Below are 18,008 nucleotides of genomic sequence, written 5' to 3'. Positions count from 1 at the left end.
GAAACACCATCTAGTCCCAAAGATGTAAAAGATGTCACCCTCAATTCGCTCTAGCAGAACAAAATAGAGTAGAAGTAAAACAGATCTGAAACCTAGCCCTTTTTGCATTTCACACGCGGCTAACGCTAGCTAGGTTATCGTACTTCTATTGAAACCAACTTATATCAAACTCTAAATCACCATTGAGTCATTATCAGTGCATTCATGGACTAATAAGTTAACGGCATCGACCTTAACTTCTGATCAAGAGTATATAAGTGTTCTGCAGCTTGCATGTGTTGAGGGTAATCACTGAACTTCTCACGATTCTCCTCATTCATCTTACATGTCTCATCCACCAGCATTAACTTCCAATACAGCTTCGTTGTATGCAACATCGCCAGTAACGGTTTGAACACCTCTTTCTCATAAGCTTGAATCAACTCTTCAATCAACTCGTCACGTTCGTCTTCGCTTGCGATTGAACCCTCGGTTGCCGACAACACTTTTTGATACTTCAGGTTTTGTTGCAGCTTATCCATGACCGTTTGGTTTTCTTCCGCTAAGTCAACAAGCTTCGACTTAACGATGTTTACCCAATTCGCTTGGCTCAGTACTGTGTCATCAACGCTGGTAAAATCTTCTCGTATTTGTCGTTCAACATCTTTTTGAGCTTTCTTTAAAACCGCACGCACCTTTTGGAAAGGCAGCTGATACTCCTTACTTAGCTCGATAATCAGTTTATGAAAACCACCATTTGGAAGGTGTAAGTTTTCTTTAAACGTCGCCATTGCAGCTTCTTGCTGTTCGGTAAGGTGAGTCATTCTGTTTCCTATTCTTTATCACTTATGGTGCTGAGCCCGCGATCATACCATTATTACCCTCGTTTTTTCGGTAACTTGATCAGTTACACCTCGCTATGCCGTTAAATTCTCTCAGCCCTTTCTCTTTTGGCTAGTTATTAACCCACTTGGCATAAAATGGTAAATCTCTATCGGCGAAAGTTCGTACATTACGCGCTCAGGGGATATCGCCAGACAGGAGTCGTTACTTACATATGAAAGACAAGCGCGAGAAATGAGAAAACAGATGACCTATTCAGAATACAAAGAATCCGATTTGCATAAGTGCGTGAGCATTGGTTCAGAAGCAATGGTATCCATTGCCAAGTTTGCCTTTAAAGCCACTACCCTTTTATTTCGATTTTTCCGCTGGCTTGTCGTATCGGCTTATACCTACGTGATGAAGTAATTCTATATGGGAGTCGTTGTTTTCATTACGACTTATCTAAATACCCCAAAGCGCGCCCTATTAGGTCGCGCTTTTTTTGTGCCCAGCTTTATACCTAGCTTGATGCCAAAAGTCCGAGTGCATTTTATATCGTCAGTGGCGCTAAATGGTAAAACTGACCATCGAATAAAAACCATACTACACCTGTTCCAACGAAACAGACTTCTAACTTATACAGGTACTAAAATGAAAAAGATTGCACTTAAAATTGTAGGACTAACGGTTTTGGCTTCTGCGCTAACTGGTTGTATCGGCAGCAACGCCGTAACAGGGAAAGTGATGAAATTTAACGTTGAAGTTGTCGATAACCGCTATGCCCGTGCAGGTGTAAACTTCTTATTAGCGCCTGTATACGGTATTACTACCGCAGCAGACTATGTGGTATTCAACTCACTTGAATTCTGGACAGGTAAAAACCCTATCAGCGGTTCACCACACGTATTTGATACAAAAACAGACACGCACTTCAAAGTGAACGATGAGCTGGACCCAAGCCTGAAAGAAGCCCCTGTCGGCCCAATTTCTAACAATCGCACCATTGAAACGGGTGAGATGATTAAGATCGACGAAAACACGATTCAAATGGACATCGTCTATACATCTGGTGAAACAGCGACTCTAACGGGCATCAAAGACGGTCAAAACGTTACCTATTACATGGATGGTCAGCTTGTATCGCAAACAACTATCGCTGAATTAGAGAAGATTCAAGGCACTGAAGCTTAAGGTTCATCGCCCACACAGAGTTCAAACTTAAAGAGACTTTTGAGCTCATAAAATAGAACAAGCCCGGCGATTGCCGGGCTTGTTTGTATGTGCTCTATTATTTGTAAATGCTCTATTGGGACTGAGACTGTGCAAGTCGAATGCTCACCAAACTCGCCACCATGATAGCTAAGTAAAAGCTGCCGATAATGGATTCCATAAACACAAAGAATTGAGCAATAGGCAGAGCTGGTGATATGTCGCCGTAACCAACCGTAGTCAAGGTGATAAAGCTAAAGTACATCGCATTAAACAAGTTCGTCAGCCAGACTTGCTCTTCTAACCCGTTAAAGGCATTAGGAAAGATCTCTAAAATTAACAAGTAGATGGTCGACCAAGCAAACCCTAGCAACAAGTAAATACAGATGGAGCCGATGATGTGATTGGGTGTCACCGTTTTGGCTTTCATCACCTGCTTCAACGCCGAGTAAATGTGTGAAAACAAGAACACAGCCAACGCCGATAGCGTCACTATCGACAGGTTATAGCCTTCTAAAAATGAAAACACGCCAGACACGAGCGCCGTAATCAATAACAGCCCATACCAAGAGCGATACAAGGCTCGCTCTTTATGAATACCGGCAATTGAACTCGCCAACGTAATAATGATAAGAAATAGGATTGTTTTCTGGCCTTGCGGATAAAACTGCTGCATCACCGCGCAACCAAGAAACAACACCAACAGTGCATAGAATAAGAAGTAGAAGTTGTCGTCTTTAGAGACTGGCTTCATCTATTTTCCCTCGACCTCTGCAGGTTTTTTCTCAGTTTCTTGTTGGTTTTTCTCTTCAAGTCCAAGCCACGCCATCATCAGCTCATAGCTTAAACTCAGTATCACAGCACCGACAAACAGACCGACGATGCCTGACATCGCCATTCCGCCCAGTGCACCCAATAGAATTACCAACATTGGAATGTGAGAGCCACGGCTCAGCAATACTGGCTTTAAGATAGCGTCACTGCCGCTCACCAAAATACACCACACTAAGAACAAGCTCGCCGCCAGTGTCGATTCAACGCTGAACATGTAGATGATCGCCGGTAATAGAGCGAGAATCGGTGGAAGTTGGATTATCGCAATGAGCAGCACAGCTAGCGCCCAAAACGCAGCTGCTGGAACGCCTGCAATCACCAAACCGATTGCCGACATCATGGATTGAATCACAGCCACACCAATCACACCTTGCACAACGCTTCGCACGGTCGATTTAGAGAGCTCTACCAACTCTTCACCTTTACCGCCCGTTAAACGCGCCACTAAGTGAGTCACGCCGGTTTTGCATTTATCGGCATTACTCATGAATGCACCCGCAATGATGGTAGAGATGATGAACTGAATAAAGCCGCCACCTAACGAGCCAAGAACAGAAGCCGCTTTCGTCGCAAACTGTTTAAGTTCATCCGCATACTTTATGAAAGTGCCTTCAATATTGTTGGAGGCGGCAACCAAGGTTGAATAAACCTTCTCACCTATGAATGGAATATCTTGTAAGGACTCTTTCGGTTTAGGCAATGACAATGTGCCATCTTGAAGCCCTGTCATCAGGTCAGTCGCGCTGGTGTAGATACCAGAAGAAAGCGCCGCCAAAGGAATAAATAGAAGAATCACACCAATAAAGCTCAGCAATGCACTGGCTTTACCTTTCGACATCCCGGTTTTATTTGAAATTGCGACCGCCACTGGATACAACGCAGTCGCAATGATCGCACCCCATATCACCAAAAGAATGAATGGGCGCAAAATCGAAAAACACCAATACACGAGCATGGCAATCGCTGCGATCTTGATGGCAGCGTCTATCGCCTGTTTTGAAAAATCATCGGTTAACTTCATGAGACGTCCTTGTTAGACATAATTAAGACTGATTTTGTAGAAACTTCCAATTCCGTGTTTCTAGGAATAGAGAAGCCAAAATCATATATATGCCAATTAACACTAATTGGAATATGCGTATAAGAGTGTTGCTATCGATGTCACCGGAGCTCATCAACGTGCTACCAACCAGTACGAGCAACGTACTAAATGCAGTGGCGAAAATAGGTGCTTTTTCGGGAACCGTGTAGATCTTGGTAGCCATAAGTATGGCAATAAGTCCTATAAACAAAGAATAGAAGACAATGTTGGGTACTATAGAAAGAATTGAAAAAGCAGCAATCGCCAGCAATCCCCCGATACCGTTACTTATCACCAAAAAAGCGCTCAACTTTATCGACTTCTCTGACGTAATCATCAACGATAACAACGCAATGAACATCATTGTCAGTAAAGCTTCAGATATTTGAAAAATAAAGAAAAAGCACACCACAGGATAGGAGATAATCATCGCCCTAAAGGCCGCATACCAACGCTGTTTCTTTTCGAGTGGCGCAGCAGCGAAGCCTGAGAACGCCGATTTTGGCTCAGGGAAAAATACATGCACTAACGCAAAAAGCATGACTGAAACCACACCAGAGGTCGCTAAGCCAGAGGCCAGCATTACTGACACGCCGGGGTTATCAATCGCCATGAATGGCAACATCAAAACCGCAATCAACAGTATGGTGGCAAACAGGTTCCATTTTGGGTCGACAAACAAGTAGTAACCCCACAGCATCATTAACCCCACTAAAATCAGCAATGGGATTGGATAATGGGTAATTCCTCGCGACAGTAATAAACCTAACCCCATTGTCACCACAACGGCCAAGAGCAATTCGTAGACCGTTTCTTTATGGAGATTTGGTTTATCAATTAAGAACTTAGCTGTGAACACTGGCGCCACAAACGCAAGCGGCCAGTTTATCCACGCCGCCAAAAATACAGCCAACGTAACCCCGACCGTAAATCGCAGGATCCGTTGCTGTGTTTGTTGGTCGAGAATGGGCTTATCGGACATAAGACAATACGCTTATAAATCGAATCCACAATTTGCCTATCGCGTTGAATACAAAGTTATCGCCGCTATAAACAATCACATCCGCTTGGCCACCCACTCGGAGCATGCCTGTCACTTCTTCATTATCAAATTCAATGGTTATGGGAAGCATCTGTGTTTGGCGCAACCAACCCGTTTGTTGGCTAGCTTGAGCAAGCTTACCTGCATGGTCATTTTGCCCCCAATCAACACCCCAATCGATACTACTTACGCGCCCTTTTACCACTTTGCCCGGTGCGAAATCTAACGCCACTTCAACTTCATCACCGACCGTTACATTACCTAGGCTGTTCTCTCGATAATAAGCTTCAATCCAAATATCTTCGGTTGAAACAAAGGTCATGATTGCTTGCCCTGCTGATGCATAGAAACCTTCAGACAGGCTAAAGTTAGAGACACCACCTTGTGTCGGTGCAGTAATCACGGTGCGTTCTAGATTCAATTGAGCTTGTTCAAGTGCCAGCAACGCCGCTTTCACTTGGCTATTTTCTTCGCCTTCTTTACCCATTTGTTTCTTAGCACGGTCAAGGTCAGCTTCTGCATTCACAACCGCCGCACTAGAGGTCGCTAATGCTGCTCGCGCTTTATCTGCATCTGATTTAGAAACGACACCTTTATCGGACATCTCTAAAACACGCTTAGCTTGCAGTTTGGTATTTTGTCTTTCAACAATGGCTGAAGTGAGTTTCGCTTGAGCTGAAGCAATGCTCGCGGTTTGCGCGCCGACATTTTGGCCAGCAATCTCTAAATTTTGCTCGGCTTGTTGTACGGCTATTTGGTAATCAGACTCATCTAAAATGGCTAGCTTATCGCCTTGATTAACCAGTTGGTTAGGTTGAACAAGAATATCGAGCACTTTACCCGACACCTCAGGTTTGATTGGAACGATATAACCTTTGACACGAGCATTATCAGTAATAGGGATGATGCGGTCTGAAATGATACTGAAGATCAACATGAACGCTACGAACAACAATAAGTAGTTGGTGACCTTTCTTACTTTGTCTTTTCCATTTTCTTGCTGGCCAACTTCTTCCTTGGCTTCTTGCGCATTCCCGTTGACTTCTGACATGGGACTCCCTTCTAGATAACTAACATCAACAAAATTAATACTTTAAAAATAAGCCCGGTGATGGAAAACTCAAGTAAATAGGGTTAGATTTAGTAAACAAAACGTTGCAAATGATATGCACGTCTAATAGTGCGACAATATATACAGGATTGTATTCCAATGAGCTCTAGTCACTACCAAGTCCCGGTAATTCAAACGAACTACGCCAAAATTCTGGTTCAGGTTTTTTCTGACTATGGTCTCGACCTCCACCTTTTGCTCAAAGATTCTGGTTTACCGCCCGATCTCATTGAATCAGAAAGCGACTTTGTGCCATCAGAATCGATTAAACGTTTGATTTATCTGACATCCGCCCAACTTGGCGTATCTCGGTTCACCGATATTCTTGGACTCGCATTTCGACGTCGAATCATCCCAAATGTCTTGCATCAATTTACCGAATTCGAAACCATTGGCGATGCACTAAAACAGATCAATTCAATCTTTGCCTATGATTCACCAGGCAGCAAAGTCGAGTTTATCCAAGAACACGGTCAGAACTGGTTTTGCCGGACAGCCCCGGAAGACAACTCCCCTATGTTTCAATGGGGCGAAGCTTTCGCTGTTATTTATATCATCGAGTTAATAACCATTTTATCGCAATCACCATGGTTACCGACTAAAGTTCGCTTGCAAGGGCATGACATCGATGTCGTCAAAACACTGGTATCAAGTAACTGCCAACTGTTTGTTGATCATTCGTCGACTGCTGTGCAGATTCCTGATGAGATCTTACAACTCCCAATCCGTCTTACGTCTAAAGACCTCAGTACAAAACCGACACTTATTGAGTGGCATACCAGCTTTACCGATAGTATTTATGAGCTTCTAAAACCGTACATGAAAGAACAAGACCTCTCTCTTGAAGAGGCGGCAGAGCTGCTCAACTTTTCAGTGCGAACGTTCCAACGCAAACTCAAGAATGAAAACACCACTTATCGAAAGATCAAAGAGAACCTGATGTTTTCTGTAGCTTGCGAGCTGATGGAAGAAGGCCACACGCTGACCTACATTTCTAGCCAACTCGGTTACACCAACATCTCTCATTTTTCTCGTGCATTTAAGCGTGTGTCTGGCCTTACGCCGAAGATTTACCAACGCTCAATCTCGGGCTTAGGCTTCGCTCGATTGATTAACCAAGCACGGCCTACATCTAACCAAGGGCAATTGGAGTAGCACAGCCTGGGCTAGAGCTACACACTCTATTTCGCCCGTTACCTTTAGCGCGGTAAAGTGCCTTATCTGCACTGCGATAGGTCGCTTCGGCTTGCGCCTGTATTTCAGACACACCACTGCTCACGGTCAGGTTCAATGTTGTCCCTTTGGTAATCACTTCTTTCAGTCGATACATCGCCTCAAACGCTTCTGCCAAATTGGTTTCAGGCATCAAGATAGCGAACTCTTCTCCGCCTACTCGCGCGACGATATCAGTGTCTCGGCTGTTGTTTCTCAACAGTTCAGCGACCTCTTTCAGCGCTGAATCACCTTGGTCATGACCGTGATTATCATTGATAGCCTTGAAGTGATCTAAATCGATCAACGCCAAACAGGAATGTGTGTAACCATAACGCTCTGCCAGGTTAGAATAATGTTTTAAGTCGTTATCAAAGCGGCGTCGATTCCAGCACCCTGTCAGTGAATCCGTTTCCACCAGCATTCTTAATCGACGCTCCAATATCTTGCGTCGGCTAATATCCGTAAAGGTCACCACGTACTTGTTATTGTGCGGCAGAATTTCAGTTAGCTTTTCCACCACAACGTTTACGGTAAACTGCTCACCAAGTCGACTGACGCCACTCAACTCACCTTTCCATCTCTGGTTTTCCTTGAGTGAGCGAGTAATGGTCGTGATTAGGCTGCTGTTATTCATAAAACAGAGATCAGAAATCGGACGAGATTCGACTTGGTCAAAGGCATAACCTGAAACCCGAGAGAATTGTTGATTCACTTGTATGACCCTCAATTGACTATCGAGGATCATAAAACCAGCAACGCCATCAATGATCGCTTCAGACAAGCTATTCTTGCTTTGAGCCATTTCATGTCGATATAGGCGTGCGGTAATGAGGGTGCTGAGCAAAAACAACGCGCACACAGAAAAAGCCATGACTGCCGAAGAAGCCATACTCAATAACCACAAGCTAACTGCCATATTAAGGGCAAGTGTAGACACCACGTATAGCGGCATTTTTCGGTCAAAACTTAACTTATTCATAGTCTGCTCTAGTGATGGGCGAATGACTATGATGGCTAAGTTTTGATTAAGATATTTACCATTTTACGACACATACAAATTCAAATTACATATCGAACATTAAGCGCATAGGCTTATGCTAACTATTGATCAGAAGAAACGAGTTGTTTAATAGAAAGAGCTAGTTATTAATCGGGAACAACTAATTATTGAGTAAGAACAACAAGCTACCACCGCTCAACGAGCTGCCATAATTGAAGTTAATTCCAATCCCGAAGTTGTCAAAAAAGTAAGAGTCATAAGGCACATCAAATACTAATCCTGCCCCAAATTCATAGTAATAGTGCGTATCTAAAGGAGCCGTCAAATCACCCGCGACATCGATTCTTGTTAAGTTATAGTGGATTTGAGGGTTATTCAGCGACCAAGCATCGAGCGCTACATTTTGCCTAAACTCTAGTTCATTAATGAATCGCATCCCTTCTGGGTTACCGATATCACCATCGTTCGCTTCACCCCATCCAGCCCCATAGAAATAACGCACTCTAGAAGAGACATTCCAGCTTCCCCACTCTTGCTGCTTTAAATACTTGAGTTTGACCGACGGCTCACCTACCAATGCCCATGCTGAGGTATTTAGCGCGTAGCCGTCTAGCTGAGACTGAAATGCTTGAGAGTAGCTGTTGTTGTATTTATATTTATTGCGGTAATAGAGCAAGTGAGTGCCTAAGCCATACGCGATAGACCAACGTTGGGTTAAATGGTTTTGAACCCCGAAAAAGCCATACAGGCCCAATACTGAGTCTTTATTCGGATTCACACGACGGTCAGAGGTCACTTCCGGTGAGATTTCAATATCCTGTTCAGAAAGCGCATAAGACCCTCGCACAGACCAAATAAGGTCAAGATCAGGATCATCGGTGTTAATCACCGAAGAATAAGGAATGGAGCCCACACTCACTTGGCTTCGAGTATCGATGGTTTTATCGGAGCCAAAACCATTGTCGTTCAAATTGATAAACGAATTAGGATCAAAATCCACAAAGCCAATTGAAATGGCATCGCTGTCAGTCAGCGCAATTGACACAGAAAATATCTTCTCTAAGCGGTTCTGAATCAATTCATTGGATGCATAGGCCGAGGAAGAACTGAGGCCCATTAAGAGCAGAATAATAGAACGGGGATAGTGCGATAGGGGTGAAAGCATTAAGTTGACTCCATTCAAACTTATGCTTCAAGTGTAATTGGTAACTTAACTAATTCAATCAGAGAGTTAACGGTGTGGTTGATACTGCTCTCATTTGCAGCTGCGATTCTGCTACAACTCCTGCTCAAACTGTCTATTGGCTTAGAACATAAGCTCGCAGATTACTTCAAGTCTAAACCCGGCACTGCGCCTAAGATTTATCGTGGTTTATCCAGTTACGTCATCTTAGTCGGTTCTAAGTTTGTAATGCTGGAAGCCATCAATATCTTGTTTGGAGACAAGGTAGATTTCACAGGCCCTTGGAATGGTGTCGTAGCGTTCTTCGCTGTGGTATTCACGATCTTGGTCGCAGAGATTATTGTTTCAAAGATCTACTTCGCACTCGATGACACGCCCAAAGCCGAAAAAGCATAGCCGCTTTTGATACAGACCTAAGACAAAAAAAGTGAGCCGAACAGGCTCACTTTTTACATCTATTCTTTACGTTTCAGCGATTAACAAACAGAGAAGTTAGATAAAGACTCTCGCTCTAACACCAAACACCCAAGCGCTACTTTCATTGGAGAACGCAGGATCTTTAATGTATTGAATATCAGGTGTGACTTGGATGAAATCGTTGAGTTGCATGTTGTAGTAAATTTCAGCCGTCCATTGCTCTGTATTACCACTTATTGCTTTCGCATCAGCTGCAAAAGAATCACCATTCACTTCTGCCCAATTAAGTGCCACGCCTAAATTGTTGGTTGGTTTTCCTAATCCAAAGTAACCCATACCAACAGAGATTGATTTATCGTAAAGGGCAACATCACCTTCTGAGAAACCACCTCGCACAAACGGCATAACTTGCGGCGTGATAAACTGACTCCATGAGAAATTGACACCTGAGCCACCTTCAGTTGCAAGGCTATTACTGTGGCGAGTATCGTCACCAAAATCCCAGAACGTCACATGGAAGTTGTCTGTATAAATCAGGTCTTGTGAAGCCGTCCAACCTAATTCAAGTGTTGTAAAGTAAGACGCATCACTACCAAAAGCGCTATCAAAGCCATCAAAAATATCATCTGACTGACCATTTGCATCAGCGATACCACCGACCACATAAAAGTTTTCGCCTAGCATATGACCGGCAGAAAGGGCCAATACACCGTCATCCGGTAAGCCCATCGCACCTGAGCCTGTCGAGAATACCAAGTTAGTAAAACCAGACCACGGGCTTGCTAGAGCGTAAACATCCGCATAGTTCGTTACATCCTGCCAACCGACAATAATGGTGCCTTTGCCATCATTGATTTTTTGCTTCCAATTTAAGTCCGTAACACGAAACCCTTGGTCGCTGTATGCCGGACCAATTGCACCGACATAGCCAAGCGGGCCGAATGAATAGTCTTTTGGCGGAGTATCACCATAGGCATGCCTATGTTCCACCTTCCAAACTAAGCTACCTGAGTTCTGTGTGCCGTTTCCTAATAGATGCCATGAACCGTATAATCGTGCCACACCCGACGATGCATCAACGCTATCGCCGCCAACCCCATCCCCAGAGGTCAGCCCCAAAGCAAAGTAATCTGCACCAAATGTAAAACCATCTTCAGCTAATGAATCCCTCCAAGATTTCTTTTGTGCTTTCTGCTCTGCAATTGTATTTTCAACAGAATCTGGGCCTTCAAAGTTAGCGCCGTAAACAACGCCGCTCATTGGGCTAGCCGCCATCACAATAGCCATACTTACTTTAGAGAATCTTGAGTTCATCATGTCACCAGTGCTTTTTAAGTTAGTTTTATTTTATTCATTACTCACATTGAAAATTGTCATTTGATGACAACCATTAATTTTCTTTTTCATAATAGTCTTCAATCATCGAAGCCTTCATTTCATAACCCATGGTGAGGTTACTTTTGCCATCTACGAGGAAGACCTCTTCAGTCACTTTGTTCGAGCTAAAGTCACCTTCAACCCACACTGGGTACTGAACGTTCTGTACCTGAAAGCCTTCAGGGAAAGACACGCGCACAATCTGGTTTGCAGGTGGTGGCGGCATGTGGATACACGCACCCGCCACAGGCACTAACAGAAACTCTGTTGCAGTCATTCCCTCTGAGAACTCCAGTGGAACGATGAAACCGGGAACTCGTACTTTCTTGCCATCAAACTCTGTTGTAATAGCTTCGGCGTTTGCTTTCATGGTTTGCATGTATTCATCACGCAGTGCGATCATTTCGTCTGCGTCCACGCCCTGCTCTTTTAGCGTTTGTTTAAATAATAAAGCCTGTTGTTGAGCTTGCTTCTCCTCTGATGCACTCATTGCTATCACACCTTGTAATAGACGCATTTGTTGATCGGTGAGATCCGGCATTTCTACTTTCATTTCGTGAGACTCTGAGTTCAGGTCTTGCCACTCAAGATTCATCGCTGTTTCAGCAAAAGTAGGAAAAGCAACGGTCGTCAGTGATACCACCGACAGGATAAGAGAAAGCATTTTTTGCATAAGGAACACCTTGAAGAGAGGTGACCTACCCAAATAGGTCACCCATTAAGCTTAATTTTTAACTGAGTTGTCGAACTGAGTTACAGCGTGTTTTTGTAGACTTTGCCATCTTTCATGATGACTTTAATGGTGTCGATTTCAGGGCTGCGCGGCTCTGCATCAAACCATTTTTCGTTTGCCCCAATCACTGACAAGTCTTCAAGTGGGTTGCCTTCAACAATAATGATATCGGCGTATGCGCCCGCTTCAATCACGCCTAACTTACCCTCTGGGTATGGGTCCATCACGCCAGATAACTTAACGATCTCACCGTTTACCGATGTCATCCCTTTCAAAGTGAAGAAGTTGCCTAACTCTTTACCTGCAAGGAAGATCGTGTGGTCGGTTTGTTTGATACAAGAAACCACGTCACCGACACAGTCTGTGTGGAAACCCCATTTCGGTTGGTACTTGTTTACATTCGAGATGTAGTCTTTGAATGCTTTGGTTGCCGACTCCGCTTTACGCTTAGAGGCAGGGTTCGAGTTGATCGCTTCGATCTGCGTCAGGTAAGGTGAAAACGCGGTCATGTTAGTTGTGATGTAAGCGTCTTTATCTTCCATCTTGTCGGCGATATCGCCATCGAACATGAAACCGTGTTCGATTGTTTTAACACCCGCATCCAAGTTACGCATGATCGCTTTTTTACTGTAGGCGTGCGACATCACGTAAGAGCCATACGCATCAGCAATTTCCACGGCAGCTTCAATTTCTTCCGCAGACATCGCATTCAGCTGCCAAGGGTCAAATGTTGAAGCCACACCACCCGAAGACATGATCTTAATTTGAGTATTGCCTTGCTTGAAGTTTTGACGAGCAGCGGCTTTGATTTCTGTAATACCATCGGCATTAAAGCTCACGCTATTTCGAGCCATACTGGTCGATGAACCAAAGAAGTGTTGGTTAGCCGTGGTTAGGTTACTGAAATCGGCATGCGAACCCGTCGGGCCAATAAATGCGCCTGATGTGTAAAGTCGTGGGCCCGGCAACATGCCAGAATCGATTGTTTTACGTAAGCCAGTATTCAAGCCACCAGCATCACGCCACGTGGTGAAACCTGATTGAAACGCGGCGTTCGCGTTCACTGTTGCTCGAGCAGCCAGTTCTTCAATCGTACGGTTGTTTTCGTGGTCACTTAGATTACCGCCATTCAGCAACAAGTGACCATGGCCTTCGATTAAACCCGGCATTAACGTTTTGCCTTCGCCGTCAATCACTACAGCATCACCAGCCTCTATCGGGCTTGCAGAGATTTGTTTGATAAGATTATCTTCGACTAATACATGATGGTCTTCGTACAATTTGTTTTCAGTACCATTGAATACATCGACGTTAGTAAATAGCGTTGATGCAGCATTTGCAGAAAGAGCAAATGAACACGAAAGAGCAACAACAGAGAGTTTTAAGCCTGCATTTTTCATTTATACACCTTGATTCCGTTTATGAGTGGAGTCCACTTCCCATAACGATTCCGTAACTACTAATGAGTGTCATGAGGTTTCAAAGGTGTTTTTGTCAGCCGCGATAATCACAAAAATCTAATCAAAATTCCGGGAAAAAATCGAGGCAAAAACAACTCATCAACATTCAATAACTTAGTAGTGATACTGCCAGTGTTCAAGGTTGATAAATGGCCATTTGGTGACAATAAATAATTATGCGTTCAGGCTCCGGTTTCTGCTTACTGGCTGGAGTTTTTACTTACTGGCTAGAGTTTCGCTGCGGAGCTGTTATTGCCGAAGCTCTTACTGGTAGCTTTGTACTGCTGCTTACCGAGGTTAGCTGTGCTCTTTTCGATACTGTCTTGGCGTCATGTTCATCTGTCGTTTAAAGGCTCGGGTAAAGTGGGAAGAATCGGAATAGCCCATTTTCGCACCTACTTGCGTGATCGATAGATCTGACTGCTTAAGCAATTCTAAAACCTGCTCAAGAACCATCTCTTCAATCAAGGTTTTGTAGACCACCCCTTCACTTTCCAACCGACGCTGGATTGTTCTGATATGAATATTCAGAATCTCAGAAGCTAAGCTAATTGGGAGTTTCCCCATCGTGAGATAAGGTTTAATAACAAGCTTAAAAGCGCTCAAGAATGAGCTAGGTAAAGGCTTAGTGAGATCTGATACTTGAGCAATTTTGGGTAAAACAATCGGTGCAAGCATGATGTCTTCAGGGATCTCAAAGGCAGTGACCGGTCTATGCGTATAAAACTGAGCACTGCCCATTTGTGGTAGAGATTGAAAACATTCGAGATCGCCATTTTGAATTCCGACCTCAGACGGCTTCCAACGACCTTGTGTTAATACTGAAAGTAGCTCGTTGATGAAAATAACAGAGAACAGTTCAGCGAACTTAAACCACGGTGCGTTAGTAAACGGCTTCTCGCGAACCAACCACCACTTGCCTCCGGATTGCTTGGTATAGACATTCGCACCATTGGATACGAGCTTCAATTGCTCACCAAATTGGTCTAGCGCGTTTTTCAATGAATCCTGCTGGCTTAGCTTAGCCACAAACCTTGGCACATAGGTTTGCTTGCAAAAACTCCACATAAACAGCGAAAACTCTTCTCTCGACGCAGATTCCCCCATAATCTTGACCACGTTCTTAACCGTTGTCTCAGGGAGATAATCGTAATGGTCATTACTGGTGAGAATATCATTAGGGATTTGGGCACTGCGTAGTAAGGTGTAGATTTCACCATCAATATGTTTGAACAGTTCCGCGAACAATTCGACTTCTTTCTTATCGACAACTGTCATTATCTGAGGGGTATTTGGCATCCTTTCCCTTATCTATTCGTTCACGAACTCAAATTATCACCTTTTTTAAGATAGCAGAACAAACGCCGCGTTACCTAGACCTACTAACCGGATGTCTCCGTCAAAATAACTAATAAACAAACGGTTAGTAGCCAAACTCGTGTTTACTGACTTGGTAGATTACTGAACGGCTAAGTCCGCTCTGCGTACCCAGAATGCTCGTATATGATCATAAATCAGATTAAACACAAACGCGTAAATGGTAATAAAAATGGTCACGCCGATATCCATTAAAAATGCCTGCCAAATCCCCACATCAAGTAAGTAAGCCATAACTGGGATCGTCGCCACCAGCAAGCCTGCCTCAAATAGCACGACATGAAAAACACGTAACTTGAGCGAACGCTTTGATTTTTCACCCGTGAAGTAGCGATCAAAAATGCGGTTGAAACAGTAGTTCCAAATCATCGCGATAGTCGCAACAACTATCATGGTTCCTGATAAGGCATTCACATCGTGATCAGTAAATATCGCTAAACCTATAATTGACAGTGTGACGGCCAATACTTCAAACAACACCGAGTGGAAAACTCTCTCTAACGTACTCATACATTCCTATAGCAATTTATAACATGGTGGACTTACCGAAATTATGTCACCGAAAACAATAAGAGAAAGTTAACAGCCATCACGTTTAGTGATAGCTTAAGTATAAGTACCCCCTTTGGTATTGAGCGAGAGATAACATGTACAGTTTTGAGCAATTAAAAGTCTTCGTCACTGTGTGTGAAAGTGGCTCTTTCTCTGCCGCCGCTCGCAAACTGAAACGCGCTCAGTCTGGAGTCAGCCAGTCGATCGCCAACCTAGAAATTGCCATCGACCAAGAGCTATTTAACCGAGAGAAAAACATCCCCGTTTTGACCAACACAGGTAAAGCGTTATTACCTGTCGCTAAGTCGATTCTCGACCAACAAAAGTACTTCGACCAAAAAGTAGAATCGCTCACACAAGAAGATGAGCACGAACTGATCATTGCGGTTGATGAAAGCATCATAGATAAGAATTTCATTAAGATAATCAGCTCACTGGCCGATCAGTTCCCAATCACGCACTTCGATATTATTACGGCCTCAACCTTCGATGTGGAAGACCTCGTAAGACGCGGCAAAGCGCAGATTGGCATCATCTATGCGGATGGTGAACTTAAAGTGGATATGGACTTCTTCTTACTGGGCCAAGCCCGCTTTCTTACAGTTAGCTCCGCCACTCACGAACTCAGCCAAATGTCGGTAGTACAAGACTCAGATCTAAAGCGTTATCGCCAATGTGTGCATCGCAGTTCAAAGCAGCGCGAACTGTGGTTCACCTACGGTATTAGCTCGATGCTTTGGTATGCCAACAACCACAAAACGATCATCGATCTCGTTGAACAGAACGTAGGGTGGGCAAATGTGCCTGAAATGATGGTGCTGGAAGGGATTCAGAAAGGCGATCTCGTAGCACTGCCAGTGGCACACGAGCATGGTGGTTGGATTACTCCAGTGGGTTGCTTAGTGTCTCGCAGCCATATCAATGGCCCAGTGTTAACAAGTTTACTTGAAAAACTAAAAGGCCACTCATTAGAGAACAATCAATGGCAAGCCAACTAATCTCCCCCAATTCTTGAGTTCAGCCTATTTTAGCAACTGAATCCTAAGTCAATGACGGTGGTGTTTTCTCCAGCACTACCTCATTTCCGCTTGTCGTGCCGATAAATATCTTTGTCGTGTGGATAAAACACCTTAGTTGATGTCCAAAAGTGACCTAACTACACTGCGATCCCAACCGGGTGTGTCTTTTCAAACGAATTTAGACAGACCCAAATCGCTCTTTAACACCACTGACCCAACTTCAAATCTCCCAGATAAACGCTCTGTCTTGCAGTCGCTTATGCCGGTTTCAAATAGATCACTTTTGAATATTGATTCGTACCCAGTTTATGAGCGCTCTTCGAGTGCTTTTTTATATCTAAATGAACCTTTTGGAAAATTTGTCGTGAACGTTTTAAGAAATATTTGCCCTGAGAAAATGGGTAAAGAGCGTAACAAACGAGAGTATGATTTACGCGTACTTAATTGTGTCAGTGAAAGCGAGTATGAATCGCGTATGGCAGTTTGGAATAGCTTAACTTTGGTTGCTACTCCGTCTGTTTCAGAAACAAAAGGCTTCATCGATGAGGCTTTCAACAAACTTCAGCATGACTTGAAAGAAGCGAGCCGTGAGTTATCGATTAACTACACAGACTTCATTGCAATGGCGCATGAAGAGCTCAACTATATTAAGGTGTTTGTTGCTGATAAGACCGCACAATACGGTTGGTATGCCGCGATCGTTATTATGATCATCGGTACTGTTGCTTTATGCGCTCAGTAAACCAAACTGTGTATTAAATAAATTGCCTTAAAAGCTCAAGCGATAGGCCAATTTAGCCTTTCTATGAGGCTGTTGTTTAACTAGAAAACAAATGGTTAACCTCATTTGTTTTCTAGTTCTACTCCCCTTCAATCTCCCATCAGAGATAGCAGATCCTGCGTCGCTTGTTTTGGGCTTTCAGCGTGACATATCGCTGAGACCAAGGCTAATCCATGAATACCTGTGTTAACCAACTGCGGAATGTTCGACTCGTTGATTCCACCGATACCCACAATCGGCAATTTCGTTGTTTTCAAAGCCATTTGAATACCTTCGTAACCCCAGTGTTTCTTGAGGTTTGTCTTGGTCGGTGTCGCAAACAGCGCACTAAGGCCAATGTAATCAATCGGCAAACTATCTGCTTGTTGTAGCTGCTGTTCAGTTTCAATTGATAACCCAAGAATCTTGTCTGAACCAATCAGCTTACGTGCTAACTCTGCAGGCATATCCGATTGCCCCAGATGCAAACCATCGGCATCAACGGCTAATGCCACATCGACTCGATCATTAATGATCAGCGGCACACCCGTTCCAGCTAAAACCGATTTAACGGCCTCTGCACGCTCAATGAACGCTCTTACGTCCCCATGTTTTTCTCTTACTTGAACCATAGTGACGCCACCAGCAACCGCTTGTTCAACCACGAATTTAAGCGTTTCTAGATCTTGTTGGTCGTCAGTCACCAGATAAAGTTTATAAGGGTTCATCGCGTACCTTTGAAGTCGATTTCTAAAATTGGTTTTCTGCCATTTTACCGACAAATCACATCCTATGCATGGAAGTTAGCACTTAATTCCTTAAGTTAGGCGGTTG

Annotated in this window: 18 protein-coding genes and 1 pseudogene; 6 read left to right on the top strand and 13 right to left on the bottom strand. The window is 43.9% G+C overall.

The genetic code is table 11. From position 1 onward, the window contains the following. Positions 1 to 209: 209 nt before the first annotated feature. Positions 210 to 803 (bottom strand): hypothetical protein, encoded by a 594-nt coding sequence (locus tag AB4167_RS17935; protein ID WP_372136861.1) that lies wholly within the window; start codon positions 801 to 803, stop codon positions 210 to 212. 265 nt (positions 804 to 1,068) lie between these two features. Between AB4167_RS17935 and AB4167_RS17930 the strand changes: the two genes are divergently transcribed. Continuing rightward, entirely contained in the window at positions 1,069 to 1,230 is a 162-nt protein-coding gene (locus tag AB4167_RS17930) for a hypothetical protein (RefSeq protein ID WP_170962358.1), read from the top strand. A 225-nt stretch (positions 1,231 to 1,455) separates the two neighbouring features. Then, positions 1,456 to 1,995, top strand: coding sequence for a DUF3332 domain-containing protein (locus AB4167_RS17925; protein ID WP_017061899.1), 540 nt, complete (start codon positions 1,456 to 1,458; stop codon positions 1,993 to 1,995). Between the two features lie 112 nt (positions 1,996 to 2,107). On the opposite strand, the gene AB4167_RS17920 is transcribed toward AB4167_RS17925, so the two are convergent. Genes AB4167_RS17920 through AB4167_RS17905 form a run of 4 tightly spaced genes read right to left on the bottom strand, consistent with a single transcriptional unit; the run spans position 2,108 to position 6,021 of the window. Further along, complete coding sequence (locus AB4167_RS17920) at positions 2,108 to 2,767, bottom strand: potassium channel family protein (RefSeq protein WP_017061900.1); 660 nt, start codon at positions 2,765 to 2,767, stop codon at positions 2,108 to 2,110. Beyond that, complete coding sequence (locus AB4167_RS17915) at positions 2,768 to 3,868, bottom strand: AI-2E family transporter (protein WP_017068458.1); 1,101 nt, start codon at positions 3,866 to 3,868, stop codon at positions 2,768 to 2,770. It lies immediately after the preceding gene. A gap of 22 nt (positions 3,869 to 3,890) precedes the next feature. Continuing rightward, a complete protein-coding gene (locus AB4167_RS17910; protein ID WP_372102967.1) occupies positions 3,891 to 4,910 on the bottom strand; it encodes a DUF2955 domain-containing protein in 1,020 nt (339 codons plus the stop codon). Next, a complete protein-coding gene (locus AB4167_RS17905; RefSeq protein ID WP_372136860.1) occupies positions 4,900 to 6,021 on the bottom strand; it encodes an HlyD family secretion protein in 1,122 nt (373 codons plus the stop codon). Before AB4167_RS17905 ends, AB4167_RS17910 begins: the two co-directional genes overlap by 11 nt. 159 nt (positions 6,022 to 6,180) lie before the next feature. Between AB4167_RS17905 and AB4167_RS17900 the strand changes: the two genes are divergently transcribed. Further along, positions 6,181 to 7,236, top strand: coding sequence for a helix-turn-helix domain-containing protein (locus tag AB4167_RS17900; RefSeq protein WP_372102964.1), 1,056 nt, complete (start codon positions 6,181 to 6,183; stop codon positions 7,234 to 7,236). On the opposite strand, the gene AB4167_RS17895 is transcribed toward AB4167_RS17900, so the two are convergent. Together AB4167_RS17895 and AB4167_RS17890 are read right to left on the bottom strand one after the other, a co-directional pair. Continuing rightward, positions 7,214 to 8,275 (bottom strand): sensor domain-containing diguanylate cyclase, encoded by a 1,062-nt coding sequence (locus tag AB4167_RS17895; protein ID WP_017072268.1) that lies wholly within the window; start codon positions 8,273 to 8,275, stop codon positions 7,214 to 7,216. The genes AB4167_RS17900 and AB4167_RS17895 overlap by 23 nt on opposite strands. 181 nt (positions 8,276 to 8,456) lie before the next feature. Beyond that, entirely contained in the window at positions 8,457 to 9,461 is a 1,005-nt protein-coding gene (locus tag AB4167_RS17890) for a Solitary outer membrane autotransporter beta-barrel domain (RefSeq protein ID WP_372136859.1), read from the bottom strand. Between the two features lie 87 nt (positions 9,462 to 9,548). On the opposite strand from AB4167_RS17890, the pseudogene AB4167_RS17885 reads away from it, so the two are divergent. After that, positions 9,549 to 9,875, top strand: a pseudogene (locus AB4167_RS17885) (hypothetical protein); the annotation flags it as partial. Positions 9,876 to 9,971: 96 nt separating this feature from the next. On the opposite strand, the gene AB4167_RS17880 reads toward AB4167_RS17885, so the two are convergent. From AB4167_RS17880 to AB4167_RS17860, 5 genes are all read right to left on the bottom strand, one after another. Beyond that, positions 9,972 to 11,213 (bottom strand): carbohydrate porin, encoded by a 1,242-nt coding sequence (locus AB4167_RS17880; protein ID WP_372102958.1) that lies wholly within the window; start codon positions 11,211 to 11,213, stop codon positions 9,972 to 9,974. A gap of 73 nt (positions 11,214 to 11,286) precedes the next feature. Beyond that, the gene (locus tag AB4167_RS17875) at positions 11,287 to 11,946 is read right to left on the bottom strand and encodes a DUF3299 domain-containing protein (RefSeq protein ID WP_136989419.1); all 660 of its coding nucleotides are present in this window, start codon (positions 11,944 to 11,946) and stop codon (positions 11,287 to 11,289) included. An 80-nt stretch (positions 11,947 to 12,026) separates the two neighbouring features. Further along, positions 12,027 to 13,406: an amidohydrolase family protein gene (locus AB4167_RS17870; protein ID WP_017071981.1), complete on the bottom strand. Its 1,380-nt coding sequence runs from the start codon at positions 13,404 to 13,406 to the stop codon at positions 12,027 to 12,029. 357 nt (positions 13,407 to 13,763) lie between these two features. After that, positions 13,764 to 14,744: a helix-turn-helix domain-containing protein gene (locus AB4167_RS17865; RefSeq protein ID WP_371694162.1), complete on the bottom strand. Its 981-nt coding sequence runs from the start codon at positions 14,742 to 14,744 to the stop codon at positions 13,764 to 13,766. 180 nt (positions 14,745 to 14,924) lie between these two features. After that, positions 14,925 to 15,353: a PACE efflux transporter gene (locus AB4167_RS17860; protein ID WP_017077482.1), complete on the bottom strand. Its 429-nt coding sequence runs from the start codon at positions 15,351 to 15,353 to the stop codon at positions 14,925 to 14,927. Between the two features lie 137 nt (positions 15,354 to 15,490). Here AB4167_RS17860 and AB4167_RS17855 point away from each other — a divergent pair, with 137 nt between their 5' ends. Then, the gene (locus AB4167_RS17855) at positions 15,491 to 16,393 is read left to right on the top strand and encodes a LysR family transcriptional regulator (RefSeq protein WP_102483004.1); all 903 of its coding nucleotides are present in this window, start codon (positions 15,491 to 15,493) and stop codon (positions 16,391 to 16,393) included. Positions 16,394 to 16,811: 418 nt separating this feature from the next. Further along, positions 16,812 to 17,156 carry a thiamine-phosphate diphosphorylase gene (locus tag AB4167_RS17850; protein ID WP_065605451.1) on the top strand — a complete coding sequence of 115 codons (345 nt, stop codon included), beginning with the start codon at positions 16,812 to 16,814 and terminating at the stop codon, positions 17,154 to 17,156. A 128-nt stretch (positions 17,157 to 17,284) separates the two neighbouring features. Here AB4167_RS17850 and thiE read toward each other — a convergent pair whose 3' ends face one another. Beyond that, positions 17,285 to 17,902, bottom strand: a complete 618-nt coding sequence (gene thiE, locus AB4167_RS17845; RefSeq protein ID WP_136982616.1) for a thiamine phosphate synthase — start codon at positions 17,900 to 17,902, stop codon at positions 17,285 to 17,287. Positions 17,903 to 18,008 lie beyond the last annotated feature (106 nt).

The sequence above is a fragment of the Vibrio sp. 10N.286.49.E11 genome (assembly GCF_041469505.1).
Taxonomy (GTDB): domain Bacteria; phylum Pseudomonadota; class Gammaproteobacteria; order Enterobacterales; family Vibrionaceae; genus Vibrio; species Vibrio crassostreae_C.
The sequence above is the reverse complement of the archived record's forward strand: the minus strand, read 5'-3'. Positions and strand labels throughout refer to the sequence as shown.

Excerpts from the sequence above, each read along its gene's own strand:
- AB4167_RS17935 (WP_372136861.1), bottom strand. The coding sequence starts at position 803 with ATGACTCACCTTACCGAACAGCAAGAAGCTGCAATGGCGACGTTTAAA.
- AB4167_RS17930 (WP_170962358.1), top strand. The coding sequence starts at position 1,069 with ATGACCTATTCAGAATACAAAGAATCCGATTTGCATAAGTGCGTGAGC.
- AB4167_RS17925 (WP_017061899.1), top strand. The coding sequence starts at position 1,456 with ATGAAAAAGATTGCACTTAAAATTGTAGGACTAACGGTTTTGGCTTCT.
- AB4167_RS17920 (WP_017061900.1), bottom strand. The coding sequence starts at position 2,767 with ATGAAGCCAGTCTCTAAAGACGACAACTTCTACTTCTTATTCTATGCA.
- AB4167_RS17915 (WP_017068458.1), bottom strand. The coding sequence starts at position 3,868 with ATGAAGTTAACCGATGATTTTTCAAAACAGGCGATAGACGCTGCCATC.
- AB4167_RS17910 (WP_372102967.1), bottom strand. The coding sequence starts at position 4,910 with ATGTCCGATAAGCCCATTCTCGACCAACAAACACAGCAACGGATCCTG.
- AB4167_RS17905 (WP_372136860.1), bottom strand. The coding sequence starts at position 6,021 with ATGTCAGAAGTCAACGGGAATGCGCAAGAAGCCAAGGAAGAAGTTGGC.
- AB4167_RS17900 (WP_372102964.1), top strand. The coding sequence starts at position 6,181 with ATGAGCTCTAGTCACTACCAAGTCCCGGTAATTCAAACGAACTACGCC.
- AB4167_RS17895 (WP_017072268.1), bottom strand. The coding sequence starts at position 8,275 with ATGAATAAGTTAAGTTTTGACCGAAAAATGCCGCTATACGTGGTGTCT.
- AB4167_RS17890 (WP_372136859.1), bottom strand. The coding sequence starts at position 9,461 with ATGCTTTCACCCCTATCGCACTATCCCCGTTCTATTATTCTGCTCTTA.
- AB4167_RS17880 (WP_372102958.1), bottom strand. The coding sequence starts at position 11,213 with ATGATGAACTCAAGATTCTCTAAAGTAAGTATGGCTATTGTGATGGCG.
- AB4167_RS17875 (WP_136989419.1), bottom strand. The coding sequence starts at position 11,946 with ATGCAAAAAATGCTTTCTCTTATCCTGTCGGTGGTATCACTGACGACC.
- AB4167_RS17870 (WP_017071981.1), bottom strand. The coding sequence starts at position 13,406 with ATGAAAAATGCAGGCTTAAAACTCTCTGTTGTTGCTCTTTCGTGTTCA.
- AB4167_RS17865 (WP_371694162.1), bottom strand. The coding sequence starts at position 14,744 with ATGACAGTTGTCGATAAGAAAGAAGTCGAATTGTTCGCGGAACTGTTC.
- AB4167_RS17860 (WP_017077482.1), bottom strand. The coding sequence starts at position 15,353 with ATGAGTACGTTAGAGAGAGTTTTCCACTCGGTGTTGTTTGAAGTATTG.
- AB4167_RS17855 (WP_102483004.1), top strand. The coding sequence starts at position 15,491 with ATGTACAGTTTTGAGCAATTAAAAGTCTTCGTCACTGTGTGTGAAAGT.
- AB4167_RS17850 (WP_065605451.1), top strand. The coding sequence starts at position 16,812 with ATGGGTAAAGAGCGTAACAAACGAGAGTATGATTTACGCGTACTTAAT.
- thiE (WP_136982616.1), bottom strand. The coding sequence starts at position 17,902 with ATGAACCCTTATAAACTTTATCTGGTGACTGACGACCAACAAGATCTA.